Below are 22,578 nucleotides of genomic sequence, written 5' to 3' on the forward strand. Positions count from 1 at the left end.
ATTCGTTGACGCCGACCCCGTCGCCGTTCGATAGTTCAATCGCAGGGATTATCACCAAATATCACACTTATTACAATTTTAAGGATTTCACTCCGGGGGGCCTATGTTCAAGAATCTGCTCATCAAATGGAAACTGGCGACCCTTGTTGTCATCATGCTGATCGCCCTGGCCGCGATCGGCGCATCGGGCTACCGCGGCATCGCCAAGGTGGGGTCGTCGGTGGACGAGATCGGGAAAGTGCGCCTGCCTTCGCTGCTTGGCCTGCTCGCCATGAGCGAAGCGCAGACCGACATCATGGGCACGACTTTGCGTGCCGCCATCTGGGAAACCAACTATCAGGCGCAGCAGCAGTTCGCTGGCGTGCTGAAGGAGCGCGAAGCGGCATGGAAGGACGCCGAGGCGGGCTGGAAGAAGTACGAGCCCCTGCCGCAGACGGCGGAAGAAGCCGTGCTCTGGAAGCGCTTCGTGGGCGAATGGGAAGCGTGGAAAGCCCAGGATGCCAAGCTGGCAGCCACCGTCGCCGCCCTTGCCGCAGCCAGCAGCGAGGAGCAGCAGAAGACGCTCTTCACCCAGTTCTACGCCCAGTATGAAGCGGCGGGTCCCCTCTATCAGAAGGCCAAGGCAACGCTGGGCGAAATCTGCGACCTGAACGACCGTGTGGCTGCCGATAGCGTGAACAGCGGCGTCGAGGCGGCGAGCAGCGCGGAAAACACGATGATCTGGTCCGCGCTGGCCGCCATGGCCACCGCCGTCGCCTTCGCGTGGTATATCGCGAACGCCATCACGAAGCCGATCCAGGAAGCGGTGCGGGTGGCGCAGACCGTGGCCTCGGGCGACCTGCGCAGCACCATCGTGGTGGAAACCAGCGAGGAAACCGGCCAGCTGATGCAGGCGCTGAAGAACATGAACGACAGCCTGAAGTCCATCGTGGGCCAGGTGCGCACGGGCACCGACGCCATCGCCTGCGCCTCGGCGCAGATCGCTACCGGTAATATGGACCTGTCCTCGCGCACCGAGGAGCAGGCCAGCTCGCTGGAGGAAACGGCATCGTCGATGGAAGAGATGACGTCCACCGTGCGCCAGAACGCCCACAATGCGCAGCAGGCCAACCAGCTGGCGTTCTCCGCGTCGGAAGTGGCGGAGAAGGGCGGCGGCGTGGTGGCGCGCGTGGTGGAGACCATGGAGTCCATCAATACCTCGTCCGGCAAGATCGTGGACATCATCAGCGTGATCGACGGCATCGCCTTCCAGACCAATATCCTGGCGCTGAACGCGGCGGTGGAGGCGGCGCGCGCAGGCGAGCAGGGACGCGGTTTCGCGGTCGTGGCCTCCGAAGTGCGCAACCTGGCGCAGCGTTCCGCTGCGGCGGCCAAGGAGATCAAGCAGCTCATCACCGATTCGGTGGAAACGGTGGCCGGCGGCAGCAGGCTGGTGGCCGAGGCGGGACAGACCATGGACGAAGTGGTGCAGAGCGTGCAGCGCGTGAACGACATCATGTCCGAGATCAGCACGGCCACGCAGGAGCAGAGCTCGGGCATCGACCAGATCAACATCGCCATCGGCCAGATGGACAATGTCACGCAGCAGAACGCGGCGCTGGTGGAAGAGGCGGCGGCTGCCACGGCAGCCCTGCAGCACCAGGCGGCAGCGCTGGCGGAGGTGGTGAGCGTGTTCCAGCTGGACCAGGCTGTCCTCGGCGTGGCTCCTGTGCGTCCCGCTGCGCGTCCGCAGCCTGTTGCGGCGGCTTCCAAAGCCGAGGCGCCCGCGCCCAAGCTCGCGCAGCCGCGCCGTGGCAAGGCCGAGCCGCTGCTGCGGCCCGCGCCGCGCAAGGAGGCCGTTGCGGCGGCCGCCAGCGCGGACGAGTGGGAAGAGTTCTAAGCGGGGCAGTAAAGCAGGACGGCCGTGATGTTGTCGCGGCTTCCATCACGCTTGGCCTGCGCCACCAGTTCGGCACAGGCGATGTGCAGCGTTTCGGGCCGCGCGGCCGCCAGCACGGCGGCGATGGCCGCGTCGCTGGTCGGGCCGTGCAGGCCGTCGCTGCATAGCAGATAGAGATCGCCCGCCTGCACCGGGCTGGCGTGCAGCTCGGGTTCGATGCCGGGCGACGGGCCCACCGCCTGCAGCAGCAGGTTGCGCGGCGGCAGCGGTTCGGGCGCGCCCAGATCCAGCGCCTGCTGGTACATGGTCTGGTCGCGCGTCAGCTGCGCAAGCTGGCCGTTGCGCCAGCGGTAAAGGCGGGTGTCCCCAATGTGAAAGGCCAGCAGCGGCGCTTCGGGCGCGGGCTGCCAGATGCCCGTCAGCGTGGTGCCCATGCCGGTGCCGTCGCTCCTGCCTCCGGCGGCATTGATTCCATAGATCGTATCGTTGGCGTGGGCGATGGCCGCGGCCAGGAGCTCGCGCGCCGCCGCGCAGGGACCGGTCCAGGTGGCGTCGGGGTCCGGCTGCAGGCGGTGCAGGCGCAGATAATCCGCGACCAGGCGCAGGGCCTCGGCGCTGGCCACATCGCCTGCCTGGTGGCCGCCCATGCCGTCCGCAACGGCCGCCAGGTTCAGGTCCTGGGCGACCAGGAAGTTGTCCTGGTTCGAGGGGCGCACGGTGCCGGTGTCCGTCAGGCCGAAGGCGGTTCCCAGCGGGAGCCGCAGGTATTCGGAAGGCGACAGCTGCTGCCAGGCGCTCATGGTGCGGTTGGCGGCGTGGGCGGGGCCGGCGGCGCCGGCGGAATGTCGGCCGGTGGGGGCGGCTCGTCAGGCTCGGGCGGTTCGGATGGTTCCTCGTCCAGATCGATGCCGCGCACCGTCGGATCGTTCGCATACTCTTCGTAGATCCATTCGCCGTCTGCCTGCACCACGCCCTCCGGCGCCGCGCGTTCCACGGGCGGCCGTTTGGACAGGGCCACCTTCATGTAGTCGATCCAGATGGGCAGGGCCAGGGTGGCGCCGAATTCGCGGCCGCCCAGCGATTTGGGCTCGTCGTAGCCCATCCAGGCCACGGCCACGATGCCCCCGCCATAGCCCGCGAACCAGCCGTCCATGGCGTCGCTGGTGGTGCCAGTCTTGCCTGCGATGTCGCTGCGGCCGAGGCGCTGGGTGGAGATGGCGCCGGTGCCGCTGCGCGTGACCTCCTTGAGCATACTGTCCATGATGAAGACGTTGCGCGCGTCGAGGGTGCGGCGGCTTTCGTCCAGCGCGGGCGGCGCCTTGGCCTGTTTGAGCACCTTGCCTTTGGAGTCGGTGATGCGCTCGATCAGGTAGGGTTCGATGCGGTAGCCGCCGTTGGCGAAGACGGCATAGGCGTCGGCCATCTGCAGCGGCGTCACCGAGCCCGTGCCAAGCGCCATGGTGTAGTTCTGGGGATGCTTGGGCAGGTCGAAGCCGAACTTGCCAAGGTGGCTGTGGGCAAAGGGTACGGTGGCGGCGCGCAGGATGCGCACCGAAGGCACGTTCTTCGACGCGGCCAGCGACCGGCGCATGGTGATGGGGCCGTCGAACACGAAGTCGTCGTTGTTCGGCCGCCAGGGTTCGCCGTTTGCGCCGCCCGGCATTTCGATCGGCTCGTCCAGCACCATGGTGCCGGGGTAGTAGCCTTTTTCCAGGGCTGCCGAATAGATGAAGGGCTTGATCGCGGAGCCGGGCTGGCGCCAGGCCTGGGTCACGTGGTTGAACTTCTGCAGCCCGTAGTCGAAGCCGCCCACCAGGGCGTGGTAGGCGCCGGTGCTGGAGTCGATGGAAACAAAGGCCGCCGCCACCTTGGGCACCTGGCTGATGGACCACTGCTTCTTGTCGTTGCGGGCCACGCGGATGACGGCGCCGGGGCGGATGCGCACAGTGTCCTTGGCCTTGGCGGAGAGGGCGGAGGCGGCGAACTTCAGGCCCTCGCCCGTGATGGTCACGTCTTCGCCGTCCGCGGTCTCCACCTGGACTTCGGTGGGCGAGGCCTGCAGCACCACGGCGGCAAACAGGCCGTCGCTGCCCGCGCGCTTGTTGAGCGCCTCATCGATGGCTTCCTCGCGTTCCTCTTCGTTCTCGGGAAGCTTGATGAAGGCTTCCGGCCCGCGGTAGCCATGGCGCTGGTCGTAGGCGATGACGTTGCGGCGCACGGACTCGTAGGCTGCGTCCTGGTCGGCGCTGAGAATGGTGGTGTAGACGTTGATGCCGCGCGAATAGGACTCTTCCTTGTATTCGGCGTAGACGGCCTGGCGCGCCAGTTCGGCCACGTATTCGGCGTGGGTGTCGAATTCCTGGCCCTTGTTGTTGATGCGCAGGGGCTCGTGCAGCGCCTTCTCGTACTGCTCCTTCGTGATGTATTCGAGCTCGTACAGGCGCTTGAGCACCAGCTGCTGCCGGGCCTTGGCGCGCTTGGGGTTGGAAACCGGATTGTGGCGCGAAGGATTCTGCGGCAGGCCCGCGAGCATTGCCATTTCCGCAATCGAAAGCTCCTTCAGCGATTTACCGAAGTACATCTGCGAGGCCGCGCTGAAGCCGAAGGAGCGCTGGCCCAGGTAGATCTGGTTCATGTACAGCTCGAGGATCTGGTCCTTCGTCAGTACCGCTTCCATCTTATAGGTCAGCATCACCTCGTTGGCCTTGCGCGCCCAGACCTTTTCCCTGGTCAGGTAGAAGTTGCGGGCCACCTGCATGCTGATGGTGGAGCCGCCCTGGCGGAAGCCGCCGCGCAGGTTGGCGCGCGCCGCGCCCAGGGCCCGTATCCAGTCGATGCCGCCGTGCTCGTAGAAGCGGGTGTCCTCGATGGCCAGCACGGCCTTTTTCATCATCTCGGGAATCTGCTGGATGGGCATGAAATCGCGGTGCTCTTCGCCGAATTCGCCGATCAGCACCTTGTCCGCCGTGTAGATGCGCAGGGGGATCTTGGGCTGGTAATCCTTGACCGCATCGAGCGCGGGAAGGTTGGGCGCGATATAGAGGAAGAGGTAGGCCAGCAGGCCCGCGAGGACGGCCAGGGCGCCGGCGCCGGCCGCCAGCAGCGCGCGCCGCACATTGCGGCGGTTCAGCCAGGCGGGCAGGCTGGAATGCGGGGTGTTCAAAACGCAGATCTCTCGGGTGATGAAGTCGGCAACATTATAGACCACGCGCCACAGCCCCTTTCCCGCCGGGGCAGGAAGTAGTTGCTTGAACGGCGGAATATGTCGTATCTTGGTAGAAATTTCATTGCTGGGATAGCGGCATGTCGGAAGCAGGGCGGGACGTCGATTGTGATGTGTTGGTCGTGGGCGGCGGCATCAATGGTGCAGGCATCGCGCGCGACGCGGCGGGCCGCGGCCTGTGCGTGGCCCTGGTGGAAAAGGACGACCTGGCTTCCCATACTTCCTCCGCCTCCACCAAGCTGATTCACGGCGGCCTGCGCTATCTCGAATACTACGAGTTCAACCTGGTGCGCAAGGCCCTGGCCGAGCGCGAGGTGCTGCTGCGCTCCGCGCCCCACATCATGTGGCCCCTGCGCTTCGTGATGCCGCATGCGCCGGGCCAGCGGCCCGCCTTGCTGATCCGCGCCGGACTGTTCCTCTACGACCTGCTGGCCAAGCGCGAGCTCCTGCCCGCGTCGAGCGCCGTGCGGCTCTCCTGCCATCCCGCCGGGCGTCCGCTCAAGCCGGAGTTCAAGCGCGGCTTTGTGTATTCGGACGGCTGGGTGGACGACGCCCGCCTCGTTGTGCTCAACGCGATGGATGCGAAGGCCAAGGGCGCCTGCATCCTGCCGCGCACGCGCTGCGTATCCGTGCGGCGCGAGGCCGACCGCTGGCTTGCCACGCTGCGCAAGGCGGACGGCAGCGAGAAGACCATCAGCGTGCGCTATATCGTGAACGCGGCCGGTCCCTGGACGGCGTCCTTCCTCGGCGCGGCGACGCAGAAGCCCCATGCCTCGCAGCTGCGGCTGATCAAGGGCAGCCATATCGTCGTGAAGCGCATTTTCGAGCACGACCACGCCTACATCTTCCAGAACCGCGACGGCCGCATCGTCTTCGCCATTCCCTACGAGCGCGATTTCACCCTGATCGGCACCACGGACCTGGACTTCCAGGGCGATGCGGACAAGGTGGCAATCGGCGAAGGCGAAATCCGCTACCTGTGCGAGCTGGCCAGCGGCTACTTCCGCGAGCCGGTGAAGCCTGCGGACGTGGTATGGACCTATTCGGGCGTGCGCCCGCTGCTGGAGGACGAGGCGGCGGACGCGAAAGCCGTCACGCGCGACTACCGGCTGGAGGTGGACAACGCGGGCGCGCCCATGATGAGCGTCTTCGGCGGCAAGATCACCACTTTCCGCAAGCTGGCGGAGGAGGCGGTGGACCAGATCTGCCGCTCGCTCGGCAAATCCGCTCCCGGCTGGACGGAGCGCGCCTGCCTGCCGGGCGGGGACCTGTTCGGCGACGTGCCGCAGAACCGCTCGGTGCAGGAATTCGGCGCGTGGACGGCGGCCCTGCAGGTGCAGTACGCCTGGCTGCCGCCCCAGCTGGTGACGCGCTACGCGCGCGCCTACGGCACGCGTATCCACACCCTCCTGCGCGGGCGCAATGCGCTGGCCGACATGGGCGAGGAGATCCTGCCCGGCCTGTACGAGGCCGAAGCGGACTATCTGCGCAAGCACGAATGGGCGATGAGCGCTGCGGACATCCTGTGGCGGCGCTCGAAGCTCGGCCTGCATCTCCCGCCGGGCGCCGAAGCCCGCCTGGACGCCTGGCTCGCAGCCCGGGCGGCATAAAAAAAGCCGGCATCTGCCGGCTTTTTTCCTGTGCGGGACAGCTTACTTCACGCCGTGCATCAGCTTCTGGATCAGGGGCGCCACCAGGAACAGCACAATGCCGCCGCCCACCAGCGAGTAGAAGCCGAAGGTGTAGCCGGACAGCGCGGACGCCACCGACATGCCCGACTCGCCGCTGACGTGGGAGGCGAAGATGCCGGACAGGTTGTTGCCGATACCGGTCGACAGGAACCAGCCGCCCATGCCCAGGCCCACCAGGCGGGGAGGGGCCAGCTTGGTCGTCATCGACAGGCCGATAGGCGACAGGCACAGTTCACCGATGGACTGGATCACGTAGACCATGAACAGGGTCCAGAACGGGATCTTGTTGTTGGCGTCCACCAGCGAGGACAGGGCAAACATCAGCAGCAGGAAGGCCACGCCGTTGAAGATGAGGCCCAGGCCGAACTTGCGCGGGATCGACGGATCGGCGTTGCGGCGCGAGAGCCACACCCAGGTCGCTGCCACGATAGGCGCGCAGGTGATGATGGCGATGGAGTTCACGCTCTGGAACCAGGCGGTGGGGAAGGTCCAGTCGCCGAAGTTTCGGTTGACGATGTTCTCGGCCAGGAAGGTGAAGGAGCTGCCCGCCTGTTCGAAGAACATCCAGAACAGGATGTTGAAGCCGAAGATCACGAGCATGGCGATGACCTTGTCGCGCGCCACTTTGCCGCAGCGGAAGCCTTCGACCAGCATCATTACGGACAGCAGGATGAAGAGCACGGACAGCACGCCCTGCAGGGTTTGCGCGCCCAGCGCCAGCAGGCCGAAGACCACGGGAATCACGGCCAGGCAGCCCACCGCCACGTAGGCAATACGGGTCTTGTTTTCCGCTTCCGGTTCGGGGCGGCCAATGCCTTTCAGCGCCTGGCGGCCAATGTAGAACCATACGAGGCTGATCAGCATGCCCACGCCGGAGGCGATGAACACGATCTTGTAGGCGGGCGTGTCGCCCGAGCCGAAGACGTGCTGCGCCAGGTACTGGGTCAGGATCGGCGCCAGGAAGGCGCCGCAGTTGATGCCCATGTAGAAGATGGTGAAGCCGGAGTCGCGGCGGGCGTCGCCTTGCGCATACAGCTTGCCCACCATGGCGGAGATGTTCGGCTTGAACAGGCCGTTGCCGGTGATGATGGTGGCCAGGCCCAGTTTGAAGACGGTGGGATCGGGATAGGCGATCATGAACAGCCCCGCCGCCATGAAGGCCGCGCCGACCAGGATGGAGCGCTGGTAGCCCAGCACACGGTCTGCCACATAGCCGCCGAACAGCGCGGCGGCGTACACCAGCGCGAGATAGGAGCCGTAGATCAGGTTCGCGTCGGCCTCGCCGGTGGCGGAGCCTCCGTGGAACTGGGCCACGACATAAAGCACCAGCGCCCAGCGAATGCCGTAGAAGGCGAAGCGTTCCCAGAACTCGGTCATGAACAGCATCCACAGGGGGCCGGGGTGGCCCATGATCTGCTTGAACTCGGGGATCTTGGCTTCGGTTGGGGTGGTGGTCGCACCGCTCATGCGGATTCTCCTGGCTGAAAAAAGCCGCCATTGTAATGCACCGCGTCCGCTTGTCGAGAACTTCGCGTGCTGCATGGCAGCATTGTGGTATGTTTGCCAAGGTTGCAACACTCTTGTCACGCCACAAGTCGAAGGGATGGCGTATATTGGGGCTGCGAGCCCAACTGGTATCGCTGTATTGGAAACTAAAATAGGATTTGTCGCATCATGGAACATGGCATTGTCGATACACAGATTTCGCCCGAAGGCAAGCTGGAGGTACTGTCCAAGGCCGAAGTCGCAAAGCTGCTCGATTCAGGAAAAGGAGGGCTGTACCAGATCTTCCGCAAGTGCGCGCTGGCCGTGCTCAATTGCGGCAGCACCATCGACGATGGAAAGGAACTGCTGGAGCGTTTCAAGTCGTTCGAAATCAACATCATGCAGCGCGAGCGCGGCATCAAGCTCGAAATCAAGGGCGCGCCCGCCATCGCCTTCGTCGACGGCAAAATGATCAAGGGCATACACGAGCACCTGTTCGCGGTGCTGCGCGATATCGTCTTCGTCAGCAACGAGGTCACCGGCAATCCCAAGTTCGACCTCGCCACCACGGAAGGCACCACGGACGCCGTCTTCCACATCCTGCGCAATGCCAATGTGCTCAAGCCGCAGTCGAACCCCAACCTGGTGGTGTGCTGGGGCGGCCACTCGATCAACCGTTCCGAATACAACTACACCAAGGAAGTGGGTTACCAGCTTGGGCTGCGCGGCCTGGACATCTGCACCGGCTGCGGCCCGGGCGCCATGAAGGGGCCCATGAAAGGCGCCACCATCGGCCACGCCAAGCAGCGCTTCACGGGCGGGCGCTACCTGGGCATCACGGAGCCCGGCATCATTGCCGCCGAGTCGCCGAACCCCATCGTGAACGACCTGGTCATCATGCCGGACATCGAGAAGCGCCTGGAAGCCTTCGTGCGCACGGGCCACGGCATCATCGTCTTCCCTGGCGGCGCTGGCACGGCCGAGGAGATCCTGTACATCCTCGGCATCCTGCTCCATCCGGACAACGCGGAACTGCCGTTCCCCCTCATCTTCACCGGTCCCGAAACGGCGCGCGAGTACTTCACGCAGATCAATGAGTTCATCGGCCTCACCCTCGGCGCGGAGGCGCAGAAGCGCTACCGCATCATCGTGGACGATCCGGCCCAGGTGGCGCGCGAGATGCAGGAGGGGATGAAGCAGGTGCGCGAATTCCGCAAGGCGCGCAGCGATGCCTATTACTTCAACTGGGCGCTCAAGATCGACGAAGAGTTCCAGCGTCCTTTCGCGCCCACGCACGAGAACATGCGCAACCTGCGCCTGCACAAGAACCAGCCGGTGCACGAGCTGGCCGCCCAGCTGCGCCGGGCTTTCTCGGGTGTGGTGGCGGGGAACGTGAAGGAAGACGGCATTCGCGCCATCGAGAAGTACGGCCACTTCGAGATCCACGGCGACCCGGAAATCATGGGCCCGATGGATGCGCTGCTGGCCTCCTTCGTCGCCCAGAGCCGCATGAAGCTGCCGGGCAAGGCCTACATCCCTTGCTATAAAGTCGTCAAGTAAGTCGGCCGCACCTTAACCCCTGGAGTTGTGCGTCTTGCGCAGCTGCAGGGGTCTATGCGAAGCCGGTCATGGACTGCCTGGAGCGTGGAAGGCGCCTTCGAACAAACGCGTTATCGCGGTTTTTCGCGCTGACCGGCAGACGTCTGCAAGCAGCCATCCATCGTTTCCTGGAAGGCGCAGCCAGATGGCTTTCCAGGCATTGCGGTTGCCGCTGCCGTGCAGGTCCGCGAAGCGGGACGGCGATATCGGGCCATCACCGTATATGATTTCTGCCCCCTCGACTACGGCAAAGTACTGCTCTGGGCCAAAGCTTGCGCGGAGCTTCGTTCCATCGGGAAGAAACAGCTCCTTCCATTGGTACCCTGATTCTGATCGACTAGCTGGCTGCTGTGGGGCTGCGGGAGCAGGTTTCATGTAGGCCCGGATCGCGTCGCAGATGATTGGTTCGAGCCGGAAGTCCGACCAGAAATAGCCGGTGAAGTCGCCAAGTTCTTACAGCAGCTCGGCTGGCACGCGGAGGGGCATTGTGAGGTCATCGCTAGACATGGGGTACCTTTCTGAAAAAACGGGTTTTACTAAACGCCGCTAAATCCCGCGGGAACCTGCTATAACGCGCTAATACTTACTAAAACTGCCGTTCGTAATCTTTAGAGGCGATTGCCAAGGTTTAGTTCCCGAAGTCTGAGTAGTACGAATTAGCGGGGTCTATCGCGAAATAGTATGAAATCGCAGGTTTTAGTAAGAATGGAAAAAACAGATACGGACACCCCATAAGAAAAAAAGCCGCGCTGCGGGGCAGGGCGGCTTCTTGATTGAACGAGGAAGGATCAGTCTTCGCGGCGCAGGTGCGGGAAGAGGAGGACGTCGCGGATGTTGGGCGAGTCGGTGAGCAGCATCATGAGGCGGTCGATGCCGATGCCGCAGCCGCCGGCGGGCGGCATGCCGTATTCCAGGGCGCGGATGTAGTCGGCGTCGTAGAACATGGCTTCGTCGTCACCGGCCTCCTTCGCCTCAACCTGCGCCAGGAAGCGCGCGGCCTGGTCTTCGGGATCGTTCAGCTCCGAGAAGCCGTTGGCGATTTCGCGGCCCACCATGAACAGCTCGAAGCGCTCGGTGATGCCGGCACGGGTGTCGGATGCGCGCGCCAGCGGCGATACCTCGGCCGGGTAGTCGATGATGAAGGTCGGCTCCCACAGCTGCGCTTCCGCCGTTTCCTCGAACAGGCCCAGTTGCAGCGCGCCCAGGCCCGAGTGGGCGTGCGGCTTCACGCCGAATTTCAGCAGTTCCGCCTTGAGGAAGGCTTCGTCGTTCAGCTGCGCTTCGGTGTAGTGCGGCGCGTACTTGTTGATGGCGCCGACGATGGTGAGGCGGTGGAAGGGCTTGGAGAGGTCCAGCTCCCGGCCGCCGTAGGTCAGCACGGCCGAACCGTGGGCATCCACTGCGGCCTGGCGGATCACGGACTCCGTGAAGGTCATGATCCACTCGTAGTCCGTGTAGGCCGCGTAGAACTCCATCATCGTGAATTCGGGGTTGTGGCGGATCGACACGCCTTCGTTGCGGAAGTTGCGGTTGATCTCGAACACGCGGTCGAAACCGCCCACCACCAGGCGCTTCAGGTAGAGCTCAGGCGCGATGCGCAGGAACATCTGCATGTCCAGCGCGTTGTGGTGGGTGATGAAGGGCTTTGCCGCCGCGCCGCCCGGAATCGGGTGCAGCATTGGGGTTTCCACTTCCATGAAGTCGTTCTTCTCCATGAAGCGGCGGATCGAGGAAATGGCAGCCGTGCGCGCCTTGAAGGTGCGGCGGGTCTCCTCGTTCATGATCAGGTCCACGTAGCGCTGGCGGTACTTGGTTTCCTGGTCGGCCAGGCCGTGGAACTTGTCCGGCAGTGGGCGCAGGGACTTGGTGATGAGGCGCAGTTCGCTGACCTTGATGGTCAGTTCGTCGGTCTTGGTCTTGAACAGGGTGCCGGTCACGCCCAGGATGTCGCCCAGGTCGTAGTGGTGCAGCGCTTCCATGGCGGCTTCGCCGGTCAGGTCCAGGGTGGCGTAGATCTGGATGCGGCCGTCGGCGCGCTGGCCGGAGGAATCCTGCAGGGTGGCGAAGGCGGCCTTCTTGCCTGCCTCGCGCTTCAGCATCATGCGGCCAGCCAGGGTTACGGTCACGGGCGCGGCTTCCAGCTCCTCGCGCGATTTCCCGCCGTACTGCACATGCAGGTCCGCTGCCTTGTGTTGGGGCGTGAAGTCGTTCGGGAAGGCGACGCCTTTCTCGCGGATCGCAGCCAGCTTGGCGCGGCGTTCGGCGATGATTTTGTTGTCGTCCTGGCCTGGCGCCTGATCGTGATTTTCCGTAGTCATGGTGGTAGTGGTGTTGATGGGATTTAGTTGTTGGCCGGGCTGCCGGAGAGCAGCTCGGCGATATTGAGTTCGCTGAAGTCGCGCACGATGCACAGCACGTTGTCGAATTCGGCGAAGGCGGTGGCGGGCAGGGTGGTGCTCAGCACCACGCAGCGCATGCCTGCGCGGCGAGCCGCTTCCACGCCCAGGGGCGCGTCTTCGAACACGATGCAGTCCGCGGGCGCGGCGCCGCAGCGTTCGGCCGCCAGCAGGAACACGTCCGGTTCCGGCTTGCCGCGCGCCACGTCGGCCGCGCCGACCACGGCGTCGAAATGGCGGCGCAGGTCCAGGCCGTCCAGCGTAAAGACGATATTGGCGGGCGGCGCGGCCGTGGCCACGGCCAGGCGCACGTCCGCTTCCTGGGCCTTCGCGATGAACTCGTCGAAGCCCGCCACCGCTTCCAGGTGGGGCGCGTACAGCTCGCGGTACAGCTCTTCCTTCTCCGCATCCAGCAGCACGCTGTCTTCCTTCGTGATGTGCTCACCCAGGTAGGTGCGCATGATCTCGTGGCCCTGGCGGCCCGCCGTGCGGCGGAAGAATTCGTCCGCGTCCACGGTGTGGCCGCGGCGCGAGAAGAACTCCAGCCAGGACTTCGTATGGAAGGCCATGTTGTCGACGATGGTGCCGTCCATGTCGAAGATGAACGCGCGCTGCGGTGCAGTCATGGCTTATACGCCTTGCTTGAGGGAGGCGGCGATGAAATCGTCCAGGTCGCCGTCCAGCACGTTTTTCGTATTGCCGGTCTCGAAGCCTGTGCGCAGGTCCTTGATGCGGGACTGGTCCAGCACGTAGGAGCGGATCTGGTGACCCCAGCCCACGTCGGTCTTGGAGTCTTCCAGCTTCTGCTGCTCGCTCATGCGCTTGCGCAGCTCCTGCTCGTACAGCTTGGCCTTCAGCATGTCCATCGCCTCGGCCTTGTTGCGGTGCTGCGAGCGGTCGTTCTGGCACTGCACCACGATGCCGGACGGCGCGTGCGTGATACGCACGGCGGAATCGGTCTTGTTGATGTGCTGGCCGCCCGCGCCGGATGCGCGGTAGGTGTCGATGCGCAGGTCCGCCGGGTTGATCTCGATCTCGATGGAGTCGTCCACCTCGGGGTAGACGAACAGGGAGGTAAACGAGGTGTGGCGGCCGTTGGCGCTGTCGAAGGGCGACTTGCGCACCAGGCGGTGCACGCCCGTTTCGGTGCGCAGGTGGCCGTAGGCGTAGTCGCCTTCCACTTTCAGGGTGGCGGTCTTGATGCCTGCCACCTCGCCCTCGGATTCTTCCAGCACCTCGACCTTGAAGCCCTTGCGTTCGCAATAGCGCAGGTACTGGCGCAGCAGCATGGAGGCCCAGTCCTGGGCTTCCGTGCCGCCTGCGCCGGCCTGGATGTCGATGAAGCAGTTGTTCGGGTCCATCGGATTATTGAACATCCGGCGGAATTCCAGGCCTTCGATGACCTTCTTGATTTCTTCGGTGTCGCCGATCACCGCTTCGAGCGTGTCGTCGTCGCCTTCTTCCTTGCCCATCTCGAAGAGCTCCTGCGCGTCGCCCAGATCGCTCTTGGCTTTCTCCAGGGTGAGCACGATGGCTTCCAGAGCCTTCTTCTCGCGGCCCATGTCCTGGGCGCGTTTCGGGTCGTTCCAGACGGCTGGGTCTTCCAGCTCGGCGTTCAGTTGTTCCAGTTTCTCCGACTTCTTGTCGAAGTCAAAGATACCTCCGAAGTTCGGCTTCGCGGGTCGTGAGATCGGCGAGCAGGGCGGAGAGGGAATTGATGCGTTCGGCTTCCATGGCTTTTCTTTATCTGTAGAGTGCAATCAAACCTTAGATTATACCCTAGGAGGCCAGCTCTGCCGAAGGAGGGGCGCTTGCTGCGCTCCCGCACTCTGCGTATGATGCAGCGTCGCCATCTTGCCCCTTTGTCCATGCGCATCGCCACCCGCCTGTCCGCCTGCCTCCCCGTCCTGCTCCTGGGCTGCAGCACGCTTCCCCAGGGCGCGCCGCCCGGCAGCACCGCCACCCTGGCCCTGCTGGAAACGACGGACCTGCACTCGAATGTGCTGAGTTATGACTATTACAAGCTCGCGCCCGACGCCTCCCTGGGCCTGGAGCGCACCGCGACCCTGATCCGCCAGGCGCGCGCCGAATTCCCCAACACCGTCCTGCTGGACAATGGCGACACCATCCAGGGCACGGCGCTGGCCGACTACCAGGCCCTCGTGAAGCCGGTCGACTGCAAACAGGTGCTGGGCATCTACAAGGCCTTCAATGCCCTGGGCTACGAAGGCAGCGGCATCGGCAACCACGATTTCAATTACGGCCTGGCCTTCCTCAGCCAGGTGACGGGCCAGCGTTTCGACGTGGATGGCGTCGATCCCGCGAAACCTGCCTGCGCCGGTCCCACCTTCCCGCAGGTGCTGGCCAATGTCTACAGCCTGAAGTCGCGCAAGCCCCTGTTCAAGCCCTGGCACATCATCGAAAAGCGCGTGCAGGCCCTGGGCCCGGACGGCAAGGCCGTGGAGGCCACGGTCAAGGTGGGCATCATCGCCTTCGCGCCGCCCACCATCATGAGCTGGGACAAGCGCTGGCTGGAAGGCCGTGTCTACACCGAAGGCGTGCGCGAAACGGCGCAAAAATACCTCCCCGAGATGCGCGCGCAGGGCGCCGATCTCGTGGTGGCGATCTCGCACGCGGGCCTGGACGACAGTCCCTATTCGCCCACCATGGAAAACGGCAGCTGGCACCTCGCCCGGGTGCCGGGCATTGACGCCATGCTGATCGGCCACTCGCACCAGCAGTTCCCGAATGCGGCCAGCACGGTGCCCCAATTCAGCCTGCCCGGCGTGGACAAAGCCAAAGGCACGGTGCACGGCGTGCCGACGGTGATGCCAAGCCTGTGGGGCAAGCATCTCGGCGTGATCTCGCTGCAGCTGCGCCATGACGGCAAGCGCTGGGTCGTGCAAAAGGAGCTCACCCGCGTCGAGGTGCGCGCCACCCAGGTGGGGGACAAGCGTTACGCCGAAGCCGATCCCGCCATTGCGCCGCTGCTGGCGCAGGAGCACGAAGAAACCATCCGCTACGTGAAAACGCCCATCGGCACCGCCAGCTACCGCATGTCCACCTACTTCGCCGACGTGGGCGACGTGAGCGCCGTGCAGCTGGTGAACCAGGCGCAGGCCGGCTACCTTGCGCGTTATGTGCAGGCCAGCCTGCCGCAGTATGCCGCGCTGCCCGTGCTGTCGATGTCCTCGCCCTTCAAGGCGGGATCGGCCGGGGTGACGGACTACACGGACGTAGCGCCGGGCCCTGTGGCCCTGAACAACGCGGCCGACCTCTATCTCTACCCGAATGCGCTGCACGGCGTGAAGATCAATGGCGCTGAGCTCAAGAGCTGGCTGGAGAAGGCCGCGGAGCGCTTCAATACCATCGACCCGTCCAGGACCGCGCCGCAGGAACTGGTCAACACCGGCTTCCCCGGCTATAACTTCGACATGATCACCGACCCGCAGGTGCGCTACCAGATCGACGTGACCCAGCCGCCTGGCAGCCGCATCCGCAACCTGGAGTACAAGGGCGCTCCTGTAGCGCCATCCCAGGAGTTCCTGGTGGCGACCAACAATTACCGCGCCAGCGGCGGCGGCTTTTTCCCCGGCCTGGACGGCAGCAAGACCGTGGTGGCCTCGCCGGACAACAACCGCGAGGTGCTGATCGCCTATATCCAGGCGGCGAAAGAGCTGAAACCCGCGGAGGGCGCGCGCAGCTGGAGCTTCGTTCCGGTGGCCGCGAAAGGGCCCATCGTCTTCCACTCCGCTCCGGGCAAGCTCGATCTGGCGCGCGCCGCCGGGCTGTCCAACATCACCCAGCTGAAGGCGGACGACGGGCAGGGCAAGGGCTTCGCGCTCTACGCCATCGACCTGTCGCGCTGACCCTCAGCGCAGGCGCCGCCAGACCGAGATTGGCGTACGGCCGTTAGCGCGTACAGGCACCTGGTAGCTCAGCACATCGTCCTTCAGGGTATAGGGGCGTTCCTGGCGCGTGCCCTCCCAGTTCGGGAAAGAAGCGCCTTCGATGCTGAAGGTCAGCGTGCCCTTGGCCGCGTCGATGGCGATGGCGCCGAAATGCGTGCTCGAACCCATCACGGCGGACTGGAACTCGCCTGCGCTGGCCTGCGATTTATCGCTGCTGGCGAAGCGCTTGCGCTCCGAACTGAAAATCTGCAAGGAATAGCGGCCCTCCGCATCGACGATCAGCAGGCCGCGCGGCGCGTCGCCGTAGTCGTGCGCGCGGCTGCCGTCCGGAAGCAGCTGGTCGGCGGCCTGCAGCGTCCACGTTCCGGAGAGAGGGAAGGGCGCGGCGGAGGGCGCCGCCGCAACGATCTGTGCGGTGAGCAGGCAGACAGGGAAGAGGAGAAACTTCATGAAAAGCTCCGTTGTGAGTAGAGCTTCCACCTTATCTCTGTGCGCAATGAACCGGAATTCCCAATCTTCGCGCCCAATCTGTGCATAATTGCACGGATGAATACTCCCGACTGGAACGACCTGCGCTTTTTCGTCGCCGTGCACATGGCGGGCAGCCTCTCCGGGGCGGCCCGCGCCTGCGGCGTCGAGCATTCGACGGTGGCGCGCCGCCTGGAAGCCCTCGAAGCGGCGCTCGGCGTGCGCCTGTTCGACCGCCTGCCGCGCGGCTGGTCGCTGACGCAGGCGGGCCACGAACTGATGCCCCACGCTCAGCGCATGGAGGAGGATCTGCATGCCCTCATGCGCGCCGCCAGCGGATCGGCCGAGCTGAAAGGCACGGTGCGTGTGTCGGCGCCGCCTGCGCTGGCGGCCTGGCTCCTGGCGCCCAGGCTGCGCGATGCGTTGCCCGCGCTCGGGTCCATCGAGCTCGATCTGCGCGCGGAAACCCATAACACGGACCTGGCCCGGCGCGAGTCCGACATCGCCTTGCGCTTCCAGCGGCCTTCATCTCCGGGACTGGTGGTGAAGCAGCTTGCCACGGTGGGCTACGCGCTGTGCGGCAGCGAAGACTATGTGCAGGGCAGGGATGCCGCCGACTGGGAGTTCCTCGGCTACGATGCGCAGCTTGAGCACACGCCCCAGCATGCGTGGCTGGAGAGCGTGCGGGGAGGCCGGCGCTATGTGCTGCGCTCGAACGACCTGGCCAGCCTGCGCCATGCCGCCCTTGCAGGCTGCGGCGTGGCTGTGCTGCCGGACTATATGGCGGAGGGCCTGGCCGCCGTGCAGGACTGCCCAGTGAAGCGCGAGCTGTGGCTGGTGATGCACGAAGACGTGCGGCGCTCGCCGCCCGTACGGGCGGTGGCGGACCGGATCATCGCCCTGTTCGATCAGTCCGGGATGTGAATCCGGGCCTTGATGTGCTTGAGGTTCGCCACGATGGTGAAGGTCATGATGACCAGCAGCGACCATGAGCTCCACTTGCTCACATGGACCATGGACCAGGCGCCCAGCTGGTTCGGATAGCGCCACACGCCCCAGAAGGTGCCGATGTTCTCGGCCATCCAGATGAAGAAGCCGGTCAGCACGAAGCCGAGCAGCAGGGGCATCTGGCGGTCGCGGTCCAGCGGGCGGAAGATGATCGTGGTGCGGGCGTAGAGGCCCAGGGCGCAGGCGGCGAGATACCAGCGGTAGTCGCCGATGTAGTGGTGGGTGAAGAAGTTCACGTAGATCAGGATGGCGATCAGCCATGCCATCCAGTGCGGCGGATGGTGGCGCACGCGCAGGTCCAGCAGGCGCCAGGCCTGGATGATGTAGCTGCCGATGGCGGCGTACATGAAGCCGGAGAAAAGGGGCACGCCGAAGACTTTGGTGTACGCCGCATCCGGATAGCTCCACGACTGGATGCTGCCGGAAACCTTGAACACTTCCAGCACGAAGCCCACCGCATGGAAGAGGCACACCGCCTTCAGCTCGTCCCAGGTTTCCAGCTTGCTGGCCACCATGCCCAGCTGGATGGCCACGGCGATGATCAGGAGCAGGTCGTAGCGCGCAATGCCGAACAGGCCGGCGCGCGGCACGCTGAAGACGGCCAGGAAGAACAGGCCCACGAAGAGGCAGGCGCGCGCTTCCTTGATGCCGAAGTAGAGGAACTCGATGAAGGGCCGCGCGAACCCGAGCTGGCGCGGCGCGGAGTCGGTCAGGTGGGCGTCGATCCGTGCGAGCATGCGGATCAGTGAACCTTGGGCTTGTCTTCTTGCACGAGGATGAAGGGGCTGACAACGCTGGCCCACAGCGAGGCATCCGTTTCCAGCCAGCCCTGGGCCTGCCGGTCGGAGACCTTGGAAATCTTGCCGTTTGCCATCCACAGGGTCACGGTGGCCTTGTCGTCGTGCGCGATGCGCACGGCCACGTCGATCAGGTCCAGGTCGCTGGAGACCCACACCACATTGCCGGAGGCGAAGTGGCGCATGAGCTCCGTCCAAGGGAGGCGCGCGGTCTCGCGGTTCACTTTCTGGTGCAGTTCGAGGTCGTTATTGGGATTGGTTTGCATGATGAGTCGGGAAAAATCGTCAAATTTGCGCCACGCGCGGCGTGGGGCTACCTTCCCATGTTAGCCGATAGGATGCCCCTTTGCGAACATTGCCCACCAGGGCGGGGCGGAAACAGGCCAGGTTGGTGCCGCCCGCGCGCCGCACGCTGGGGTAGATGATGCCCGTGGAGCCCTCCCCCAGCAGCCGTTCGGCCAGCTTCTGGGATTCCACATAGCTGTCCGGCGCCAGGCAGGAGGCGAACTGCTCCAGGCCGCGGATGTCGTGGAACTCTGCGGTGAAGTCGGCCAGCATGGCCTGGTAGCTCACGCTGTCGTCGAAGCGGCCGATCTCCGCGTACTCCACCGTCTTGTGGAAGATGATTTCGGCCAGCGCGGTATCGGCCTCGAAGGCGCAGTACCAGGCGCCACGCTCGCCGTCGTTGAAGCGGCTGCCCTCGGGCCGGGCGTAGGTAAAGGCGGCGTTCACGATGCGGTAGTTCGGCACGTAGAACAGCAGTTCATCGATGCCGATGCCGGGCGCGCCGCCATGCTCGGCCGAGAGGCGGGCGTTGGTGGCGTTATCGAGCTCGAACAGGTCGCGCAGTTCGGCGTCGCTGTCGGCCAGGGGCGCGAGGACGGAGTCTTCCACGTCCGCGAAGCGGGAAGGGATCAGGCGGCAGGTGTCGAATTGACGCAGCAGGCGCAGGGGCGGCAGGGCGGGCACTACAGCCCTCCGCGCCGCGCGTCGACCAGCTTGCGCACGGTCTGCATGGAGAGCAGGCCGCCCGCCACCATATAGGCCAGCGGGCTGCGGCCGCCGAAAATGGCGTTCCGGTTCGGCAGGCTGACCCATTCGTCCGCCAGCTTGTCGCCGTAGATGATGTGCAGGGACTTGTAGATGCCCAGCAGGTAGGAGATGCGTGTGATGCGGTCCACCTCCAGCACACGGTCGGGATTCTTCTTCCACTCGTAGTAGGCGCTGCTGGACAGGCCCCCGAGCAGCTCGCGCGCATCGTCGTCGCGCAGCTTCCAGGCGGCGGCCAGCTTGAAAAAGCCTTTCAGGGCCGAGCGGGACAGGCGCTCGCGCTCTTCCTTGGCGCTGAGGTCGACCGGCATGACCGGTTCGAAGCGGCTCTTGGGGTAGGCATGGGCGGCGTGCATAGTTCCTCCGTATATGGATTATTTATACTCCAATTCCGGACTCATTGCAAGTAAGATCTTTGCGTTTGCTCAAATGGCTTGAACCTAGGCAATGCCAAGATGGCCCAATTGCCTGGAGGAATATCTTATGGATCAGCTATTCCCTTACGCCGAGGCCGAGCTGGATGGCTTCGAACGCACCCGCGAGGAGTTCGGACGGCGCTATCCCCGGCTGGCGGGGCGCCTGGCGGGCGAGGGAAGCGACCCCCATGTGCAGCGGCTGATCCAGGGCGTGGCGCTGCTGAACGCCCGCACTGCCCGCCGCCTGCACCAGGAATATCCGCTGTACGTGGAGGCGCTGTTCCACGTGCTCTATCCCCACTACCTGCGCAGCTTCCCTTCCTGCTCGATTGCCCGTTTCGGCGAGGGCGCCAGTGCGGGCGAAATCGTTCATACGGCAGGGCGGGGCTGCAGCTTCCGCCTGGGCGGGCAGGTGCAGCCGGACCGCGCGGCCATCAGCAGCGCCCAATTCCTGGATGGCGCCATCCGGATCGGCATCGATGGCGGCGGCCAGCCGCTTCCTTCCACGCTGCGCATCTTCCTCGATGGGGAGCCTGCCTTCTGCGCCGCCCTGCGCGACAGCCTGCTGCTGCGCGTGTCGCAGGCGGTGCTCTCGGCCGAAGGCCGGGAAAGCCTGCTGGACCGCACTCCGGTGCGGGCCGTCGGCTTCGATGCGCCCGATGCGTTGCTGCCGCAGGGGCCGAGGCAGCACGAGGGCTGCCGCATCGTCAGCGAGTTCTTCGGCTTTCCGGAGAAGTTCAACTTCCTGGATCTGGACCTCTCGGCTGCGGCCGGGGCGCAGGAAGCCACGCTCGACCTGCGGCTCGACGGCGCGGGCGCCGGTACGCTGCTGGCGCGCATGCTGTGGCCCCTCGGCGCCGAACACCTGCTGACGCGCTGCGCGCCGGTGGTCAATCTCTTCCCCATGGCCGCCACGCCTTTCCTGGTCGACCATGGCCGCAGCCATTACCAGGTGATGGTCAACGCGGCGAGGCCGGAAGACTTCGAGATCTACAGCATCGACAGGGTGAGGCTCGGCCCTGAGGAATACCATCCCTTCTACACCCGCCGCCACGACGAGCCGGGAGGCCGCTACTGGCTGGAGCGGCGCGATCCCGCCCGCGCGCGCGCCACGCCGGGCTACGAGGTGAGCATCGCCTTCAGCCGCGAGCCGGAACAGAGGGCGGTGGCCACGATTGGCCTTACCTGCAGCAACCGCGACGTGGCGCGCAGCCTGCGTCCCGGCGCGGCGCTGGGCGGCGCGGCAAGGGGCGTGCTGCTGCGCCAGCCCACCATGCCGCACCGCACGCCGCAGGCGGCGGGCAGCCACTGGCGCCTGGTGTCGCATCTTTCTCTCGCCACCCGCTCCCTTGTGCGGGAAGGGCTGGAGCCTTTCCTTGAGATGCTGGCGCTGTACGACGTGGCGCGCTCGCCGTCCTCGCAGCGGCAGATCGGCGCCATCAGGGCGCTCGAACACCGTCCCGCCGTGGTGACCCTGCGCGACCGGCACGGCACCGCTGAACTGCACGGCGTGGAGGTGCGCTTGCATGTGGACGAGGCGGCGCTGGCGGGCTGCGGCCTGCACCTGTTTGCCGAAGTGATGGACCGCTTCCTCGGCCTCTACGTGCACCTGAACAGCTTTACCCGCCTGGTGCTCGTGTCGGCCGCGAGCGGAGAGGAACTGCTGCGATGCCAGCCGCGCAACGGCAAGCTGCAGCTGATCTGATCACGCTGTTCCAGCTCCTGCGCAGGCAGGGCGGGGAGGCGGCCTTCGGCAACGACCCATCGCTGGCGTTCGCCGTGCGCGATCTCGCGTCGGTGAAGAACGATCCGCTGCATGTCGTGCCCGCCTTCATCGGCCTGCTGGGCGCAAGCGGCGTGCTGCCATTCCACTATACGGACCGCCTGCTGCGGCATGCGGCGCAAACGCAGGACCTGGCTCCGCTGGCCTTTCTCGATGTGCTTTCCTCGCGCAGTGTGGCCTTGTATGCGGAGGCATGGCGCAGGCGCCGCCCCGAGTTCGACCGTGAATCCGGTACGGACGCATTCCTGGGCGCCCTGCTGGCGCTGGCGGGCGAACGCGGCGCGGATACGCCGGAGCGCGCCGCCTTCCATGCCGGAGCCCTGCGCAGGGCGACCGTGTCCGCCGAGGCGCTGGGCGCGGCCCTCGAGGACCATTTCGGCGTTCCCGTGGAGCTGGCGCAGTTTGCGGGTGGATGGCAGATGCTGGCGGAGCGCGACCGTGTTTCCCTGGGCTGCGCCAACAGCGCACTCGGAAGCATGGCGCTGGGGCAGCGCATCTGGAACCGCTCGGGCAAATTCGGCCTGCGCCTGGGACCACTCGGGGCTGAGGACTTCGAACGCTTCCTTCCCGGCAGTTCCGGGGCGGCGGCGCTGGCGGACATGGTGGGCGAGTTCGCGCTCGGTCCCTTGCGCTGCGAAGTGCGCCTGCTGCTGTCGCCCGATGCCGTGTGCAGTCCCAGGCTGGGCGGGGAGGGAGTGCGCCTCGGCTTCGACACCTTCCTGGTCTCGCCGGCGGCCGCGGAAGTGCGCGAAGACGCCGTTTACAGTCTTTCGAAAAATTCGATGATATAACGGTAATCTTTCCGTTTTTCTTTTCCTTCGATGGCGTCCATACTTCGTTCCATCAGCAGCACATAACTGAACGAAGTACTC

The 22,578-nt window shown here is 65.2% G+C and carries 18 protein-coding genes; 7 read left to right on the forward strand and 11 right to left on the reverse strand.

Annotation, left to right across the window (positions count from 1 at the left end):
• The first annotated feature begins 103 nt into the window (after nucleotides 1-103).
• On the forward strand, nucleotides 104-1,879 hold the full coding sequence (locus LSQ66_RS08035) for a methyl-accepting chemotaxis protein (protein WP_231769268.1): 1,776 nt from the start codon (nucleotides 104-106) through the stop codon (nucleotides 1,877-1,879).
• On the opposite strand, the gene LSQ66_RS08040 is transcribed toward LSQ66_RS08035, so the two are convergent.
• Nucleotides 1,876-2,679 carry a PP2C family protein-serine/threonine phosphatase gene (locus LSQ66_RS08040; RefSeq protein WP_231769269.1) on the reverse strand — a complete coding sequence of 268 codons (804 nt, stop codon included), beginning with the start codon at nucleotides 2,677-2,679 and terminating at the stop codon, nucleotides 1,876-1,878. The genes LSQ66_RS08035 and LSQ66_RS08040 overlap by 4 nt on opposite strands.
• The gene (locus LSQ66_RS08045) at nucleotides 2,676-5,051 is read right to left on the reverse strand and encodes a penicillin-binding protein 1A (RefSeq protein WP_407659631.1); all 2,376 of its coding nucleotides are present in this window, start codon (nucleotides 5,049-5,051) and stop codon (nucleotides 2,676-2,678) included. Before LSQ66_RS08045 ends, LSQ66_RS08040 begins: the two co-directional genes overlap by 4 nt.
• 131 nt (nucleotides 5,052-5,182) lie before the next feature.
• Between LSQ66_RS08045 and glpD the strand changes: the two genes are divergently transcribed.
• Nucleotides 5,183-6,712 (forward strand): glycerol-3-phosphate dehydrogenase, encoded by a 1,530-nt coding sequence (glpD, locus tag LSQ66_RS08050; RefSeq protein ID WP_231769271.1) that lies wholly within the window; start codon nucleotides 5,183-5,185, stop codon nucleotides 6,710-6,712.
• Nucleotides 6,713-6,754: 42 nt separating this feature from the next.
• Here glpD and LSQ66_RS08055 read toward each other — a convergent pair whose 3' ends face one another.
• The gene (locus LSQ66_RS08055) at nucleotides 6,755-8,260 is read right to left on the reverse strand and encodes a peptide MFS transporter (protein WP_231769272.1); all 1,506 of its coding nucleotides are present in this window, start codon (nucleotides 8,258-8,260) and stop codon (nucleotides 6,755-6,757) included.
• 207 nt (nucleotides 8,261-8,467) lie between these two features.
• Between LSQ66_RS08055 and ppnN the strand changes: the two genes are divergently transcribed.
• Entirely contained in the window at nucleotides 8,468-9,838 is a 1,371-nt protein-coding gene (gene ppnN / locus LSQ66_RS08060; RefSeq protein ID WP_231769273.1) for a nucleotide 5'-monophosphate nucleosidase PpnN, read from the forward strand.
• 827 nt (nucleotides 9,839-10,665) lie between these two features.
• Here the strand turns inward: ppnN and lysS are convergent.
• From lysS to prfB, 3 genes are all read right to left on the reverse strand, one after another.
• A complete protein-coding gene (gene lysS, locus LSQ66_RS08065; protein ID WP_231769274.1) occupies nucleotides 10,666-12,195 on the reverse strand; it encodes a lysine--tRNA ligase in 1,530 nt (509 codons plus the stop codon).
• 23 nt (nucleotides 12,196-12,218) lie between these two features.
• The gene (locus LSQ66_RS08070) at nucleotides 12,219-12,899 is read right to left on the reverse strand and encodes an HAD family hydrolase (RefSeq protein WP_231769275.1); all 681 of its coding nucleotides are present in this window, start codon (nucleotides 12,897-12,899) and stop codon (nucleotides 12,219-12,221) included.
• A gap of 3 nt (nucleotides 12,900-12,902) precedes the next feature.
• A protein-coding gene (gene prfB / locus LSQ66_RS08075; protein ID WP_231769276.1) for a peptide chain release factor 2 occupies nucleotides 12,903-14,007 on the reverse strand; the annotation gives its coding sequence in 2 pieces (ribosomal slippage) (nucleotides 12,903-13,925 and nucleotides 13,927-14,007; 1,104 coding nt in all).
• Nucleotides 14,008-14,111: 104 nt separating this feature from the next.
• Between prfB and LSQ66_RS08080 the strand changes: the two genes are divergently transcribed.
• Complete coding sequence (locus LSQ66_RS08080; RefSeq protein WP_231770072.1) at nucleotides 14,112-16,142, forward strand: bifunctional 2',3'-cyclic-nucleotide 2'-phosphodiesterase/3'-nucleotidase; 2,031 nt, start codon at nucleotides 14,112-14,114, stop codon at nucleotides 16,140-16,142.
• A gap of 3 nt (nucleotides 16,143-16,145) precedes the next feature.
• Here LSQ66_RS08080 and LSQ66_RS08085 read toward each other — a convergent pair whose 3' ends face one another.
• Nucleotides 16,146-16,634: a lipocalin-like domain-containing protein gene (locus LSQ66_RS08085; RefSeq protein WP_231769277.1), complete on the reverse strand. Its 489-nt coding sequence runs from the start codon at nucleotides 16,632-16,634 to the stop codon at nucleotides 16,146-16,148.
• 96 nt (nucleotides 16,635-16,730) lie between these two features.
• Between LSQ66_RS08085 and LSQ66_RS08090 the strand changes: the two genes are divergently transcribed.
• Nucleotides 16,731-17,576 (forward strand): LysR family transcriptional regulator, encoded by an 846-nt coding sequence (locus LSQ66_RS08090; RefSeq protein WP_231769278.1) that lies wholly within the window; start codon nucleotides 16,731-16,733, stop codon nucleotides 17,574-17,576.
• On the opposite strand, the gene LSQ66_RS08095 is transcribed toward LSQ66_RS08090, so the two are convergent.
• Genes LSQ66_RS08095 through LSQ66_RS08110 form a run of 4 tightly spaced genes read right to left on the reverse strand, consistent with a single transcriptional unit; the run spans nucleotide 17,561 to nucleotide 19,863 of the window.
• Nucleotides 17,561-18,397, reverse strand: coding sequence for a DUF817 domain-containing protein (locus LSQ66_RS08095; protein ID WP_231769279.1), 837 nt, complete (start codon nucleotides 18,395-18,397; stop codon nucleotides 17,561-17,563). The genes LSQ66_RS08090 and LSQ66_RS08095 overlap by 16 nt on opposite strands.
• A 5-nt stretch (nucleotides 18,398-18,402) precedes the next feature.
• Nucleotides 18,403-18,723 carry a DUF2288 domain-containing protein gene (locus tag LSQ66_RS08100; RefSeq protein ID WP_231769280.1) on the reverse strand — a complete coding sequence of 107 codons (321 nt, stop codon included), beginning with the start codon at nucleotides 18,721-18,723 and terminating at the stop codon, nucleotides 18,403-18,405.
• A 19-nt stretch (nucleotides 18,724-18,742) separates the two neighbouring features.
• A complete protein-coding gene (locus LSQ66_RS08105) occupies nucleotides 18,743-19,426 on the reverse strand; it encodes an RES family NAD+ phosphorylase (RefSeq protein ID WP_231769281.1) in 684 nt (227 codons plus the stop codon).
• Entirely contained in the window at nucleotides 19,426-19,863 is a 438-nt protein-coding gene (locus LSQ66_RS08110) for an antitoxin Xre-like helix-turn-helix domain-containing protein (RefSeq protein ID WP_231769282.1), read from the reverse strand. Before LSQ66_RS08110 ends, LSQ66_RS08105 begins: the two co-directional genes overlap by 1 nt.
• A gap of 127 nt (nucleotides 19,864-19,990) precedes the next feature.
• Here LSQ66_RS08110 and tssF point away from each other — a divergent pair, with 127 nt between their 5' ends.
• Both tssF and tssG read left to right on the forward strand, forming a co-directional pair.
• The gene (gene tssF / locus LSQ66_RS08115) at nucleotides 19,991-21,628 is read left to right on the forward strand and encodes a type VI secretion system baseplate subunit TssF (protein WP_231769283.1); all 1,638 of its coding nucleotides are present in this window, start codon (nucleotides 19,991-19,993) and stop codon (nucleotides 21,626-21,628) included.
• Nucleotides 21,592-22,497, forward strand: a complete 906-nt coding sequence (gene tssG, locus LSQ66_RS08120; RefSeq protein ID WP_231769284.1) for a type VI secretion system baseplate subunit TssG — start codon at nucleotides 21,592-21,594, stop codon at nucleotides 22,495-22,497. The genes tssF and tssG overlap by 37 nt, the downstream gene beginning before the upstream one ends.
• Nucleotides 22,498-22,578: the final 81 nt, after the last annotated feature.

Origin of the sequence: Massilia endophytica (assembly GCF_021165955.1) — a bacterium.
GTDB classification, from domain to species: Bacteria; Pseudomonadota; Gammaproteobacteria; order Burkholderiales; family Burkholderiaceae_D; genus Rugamonas; species Rugamonas endophytica.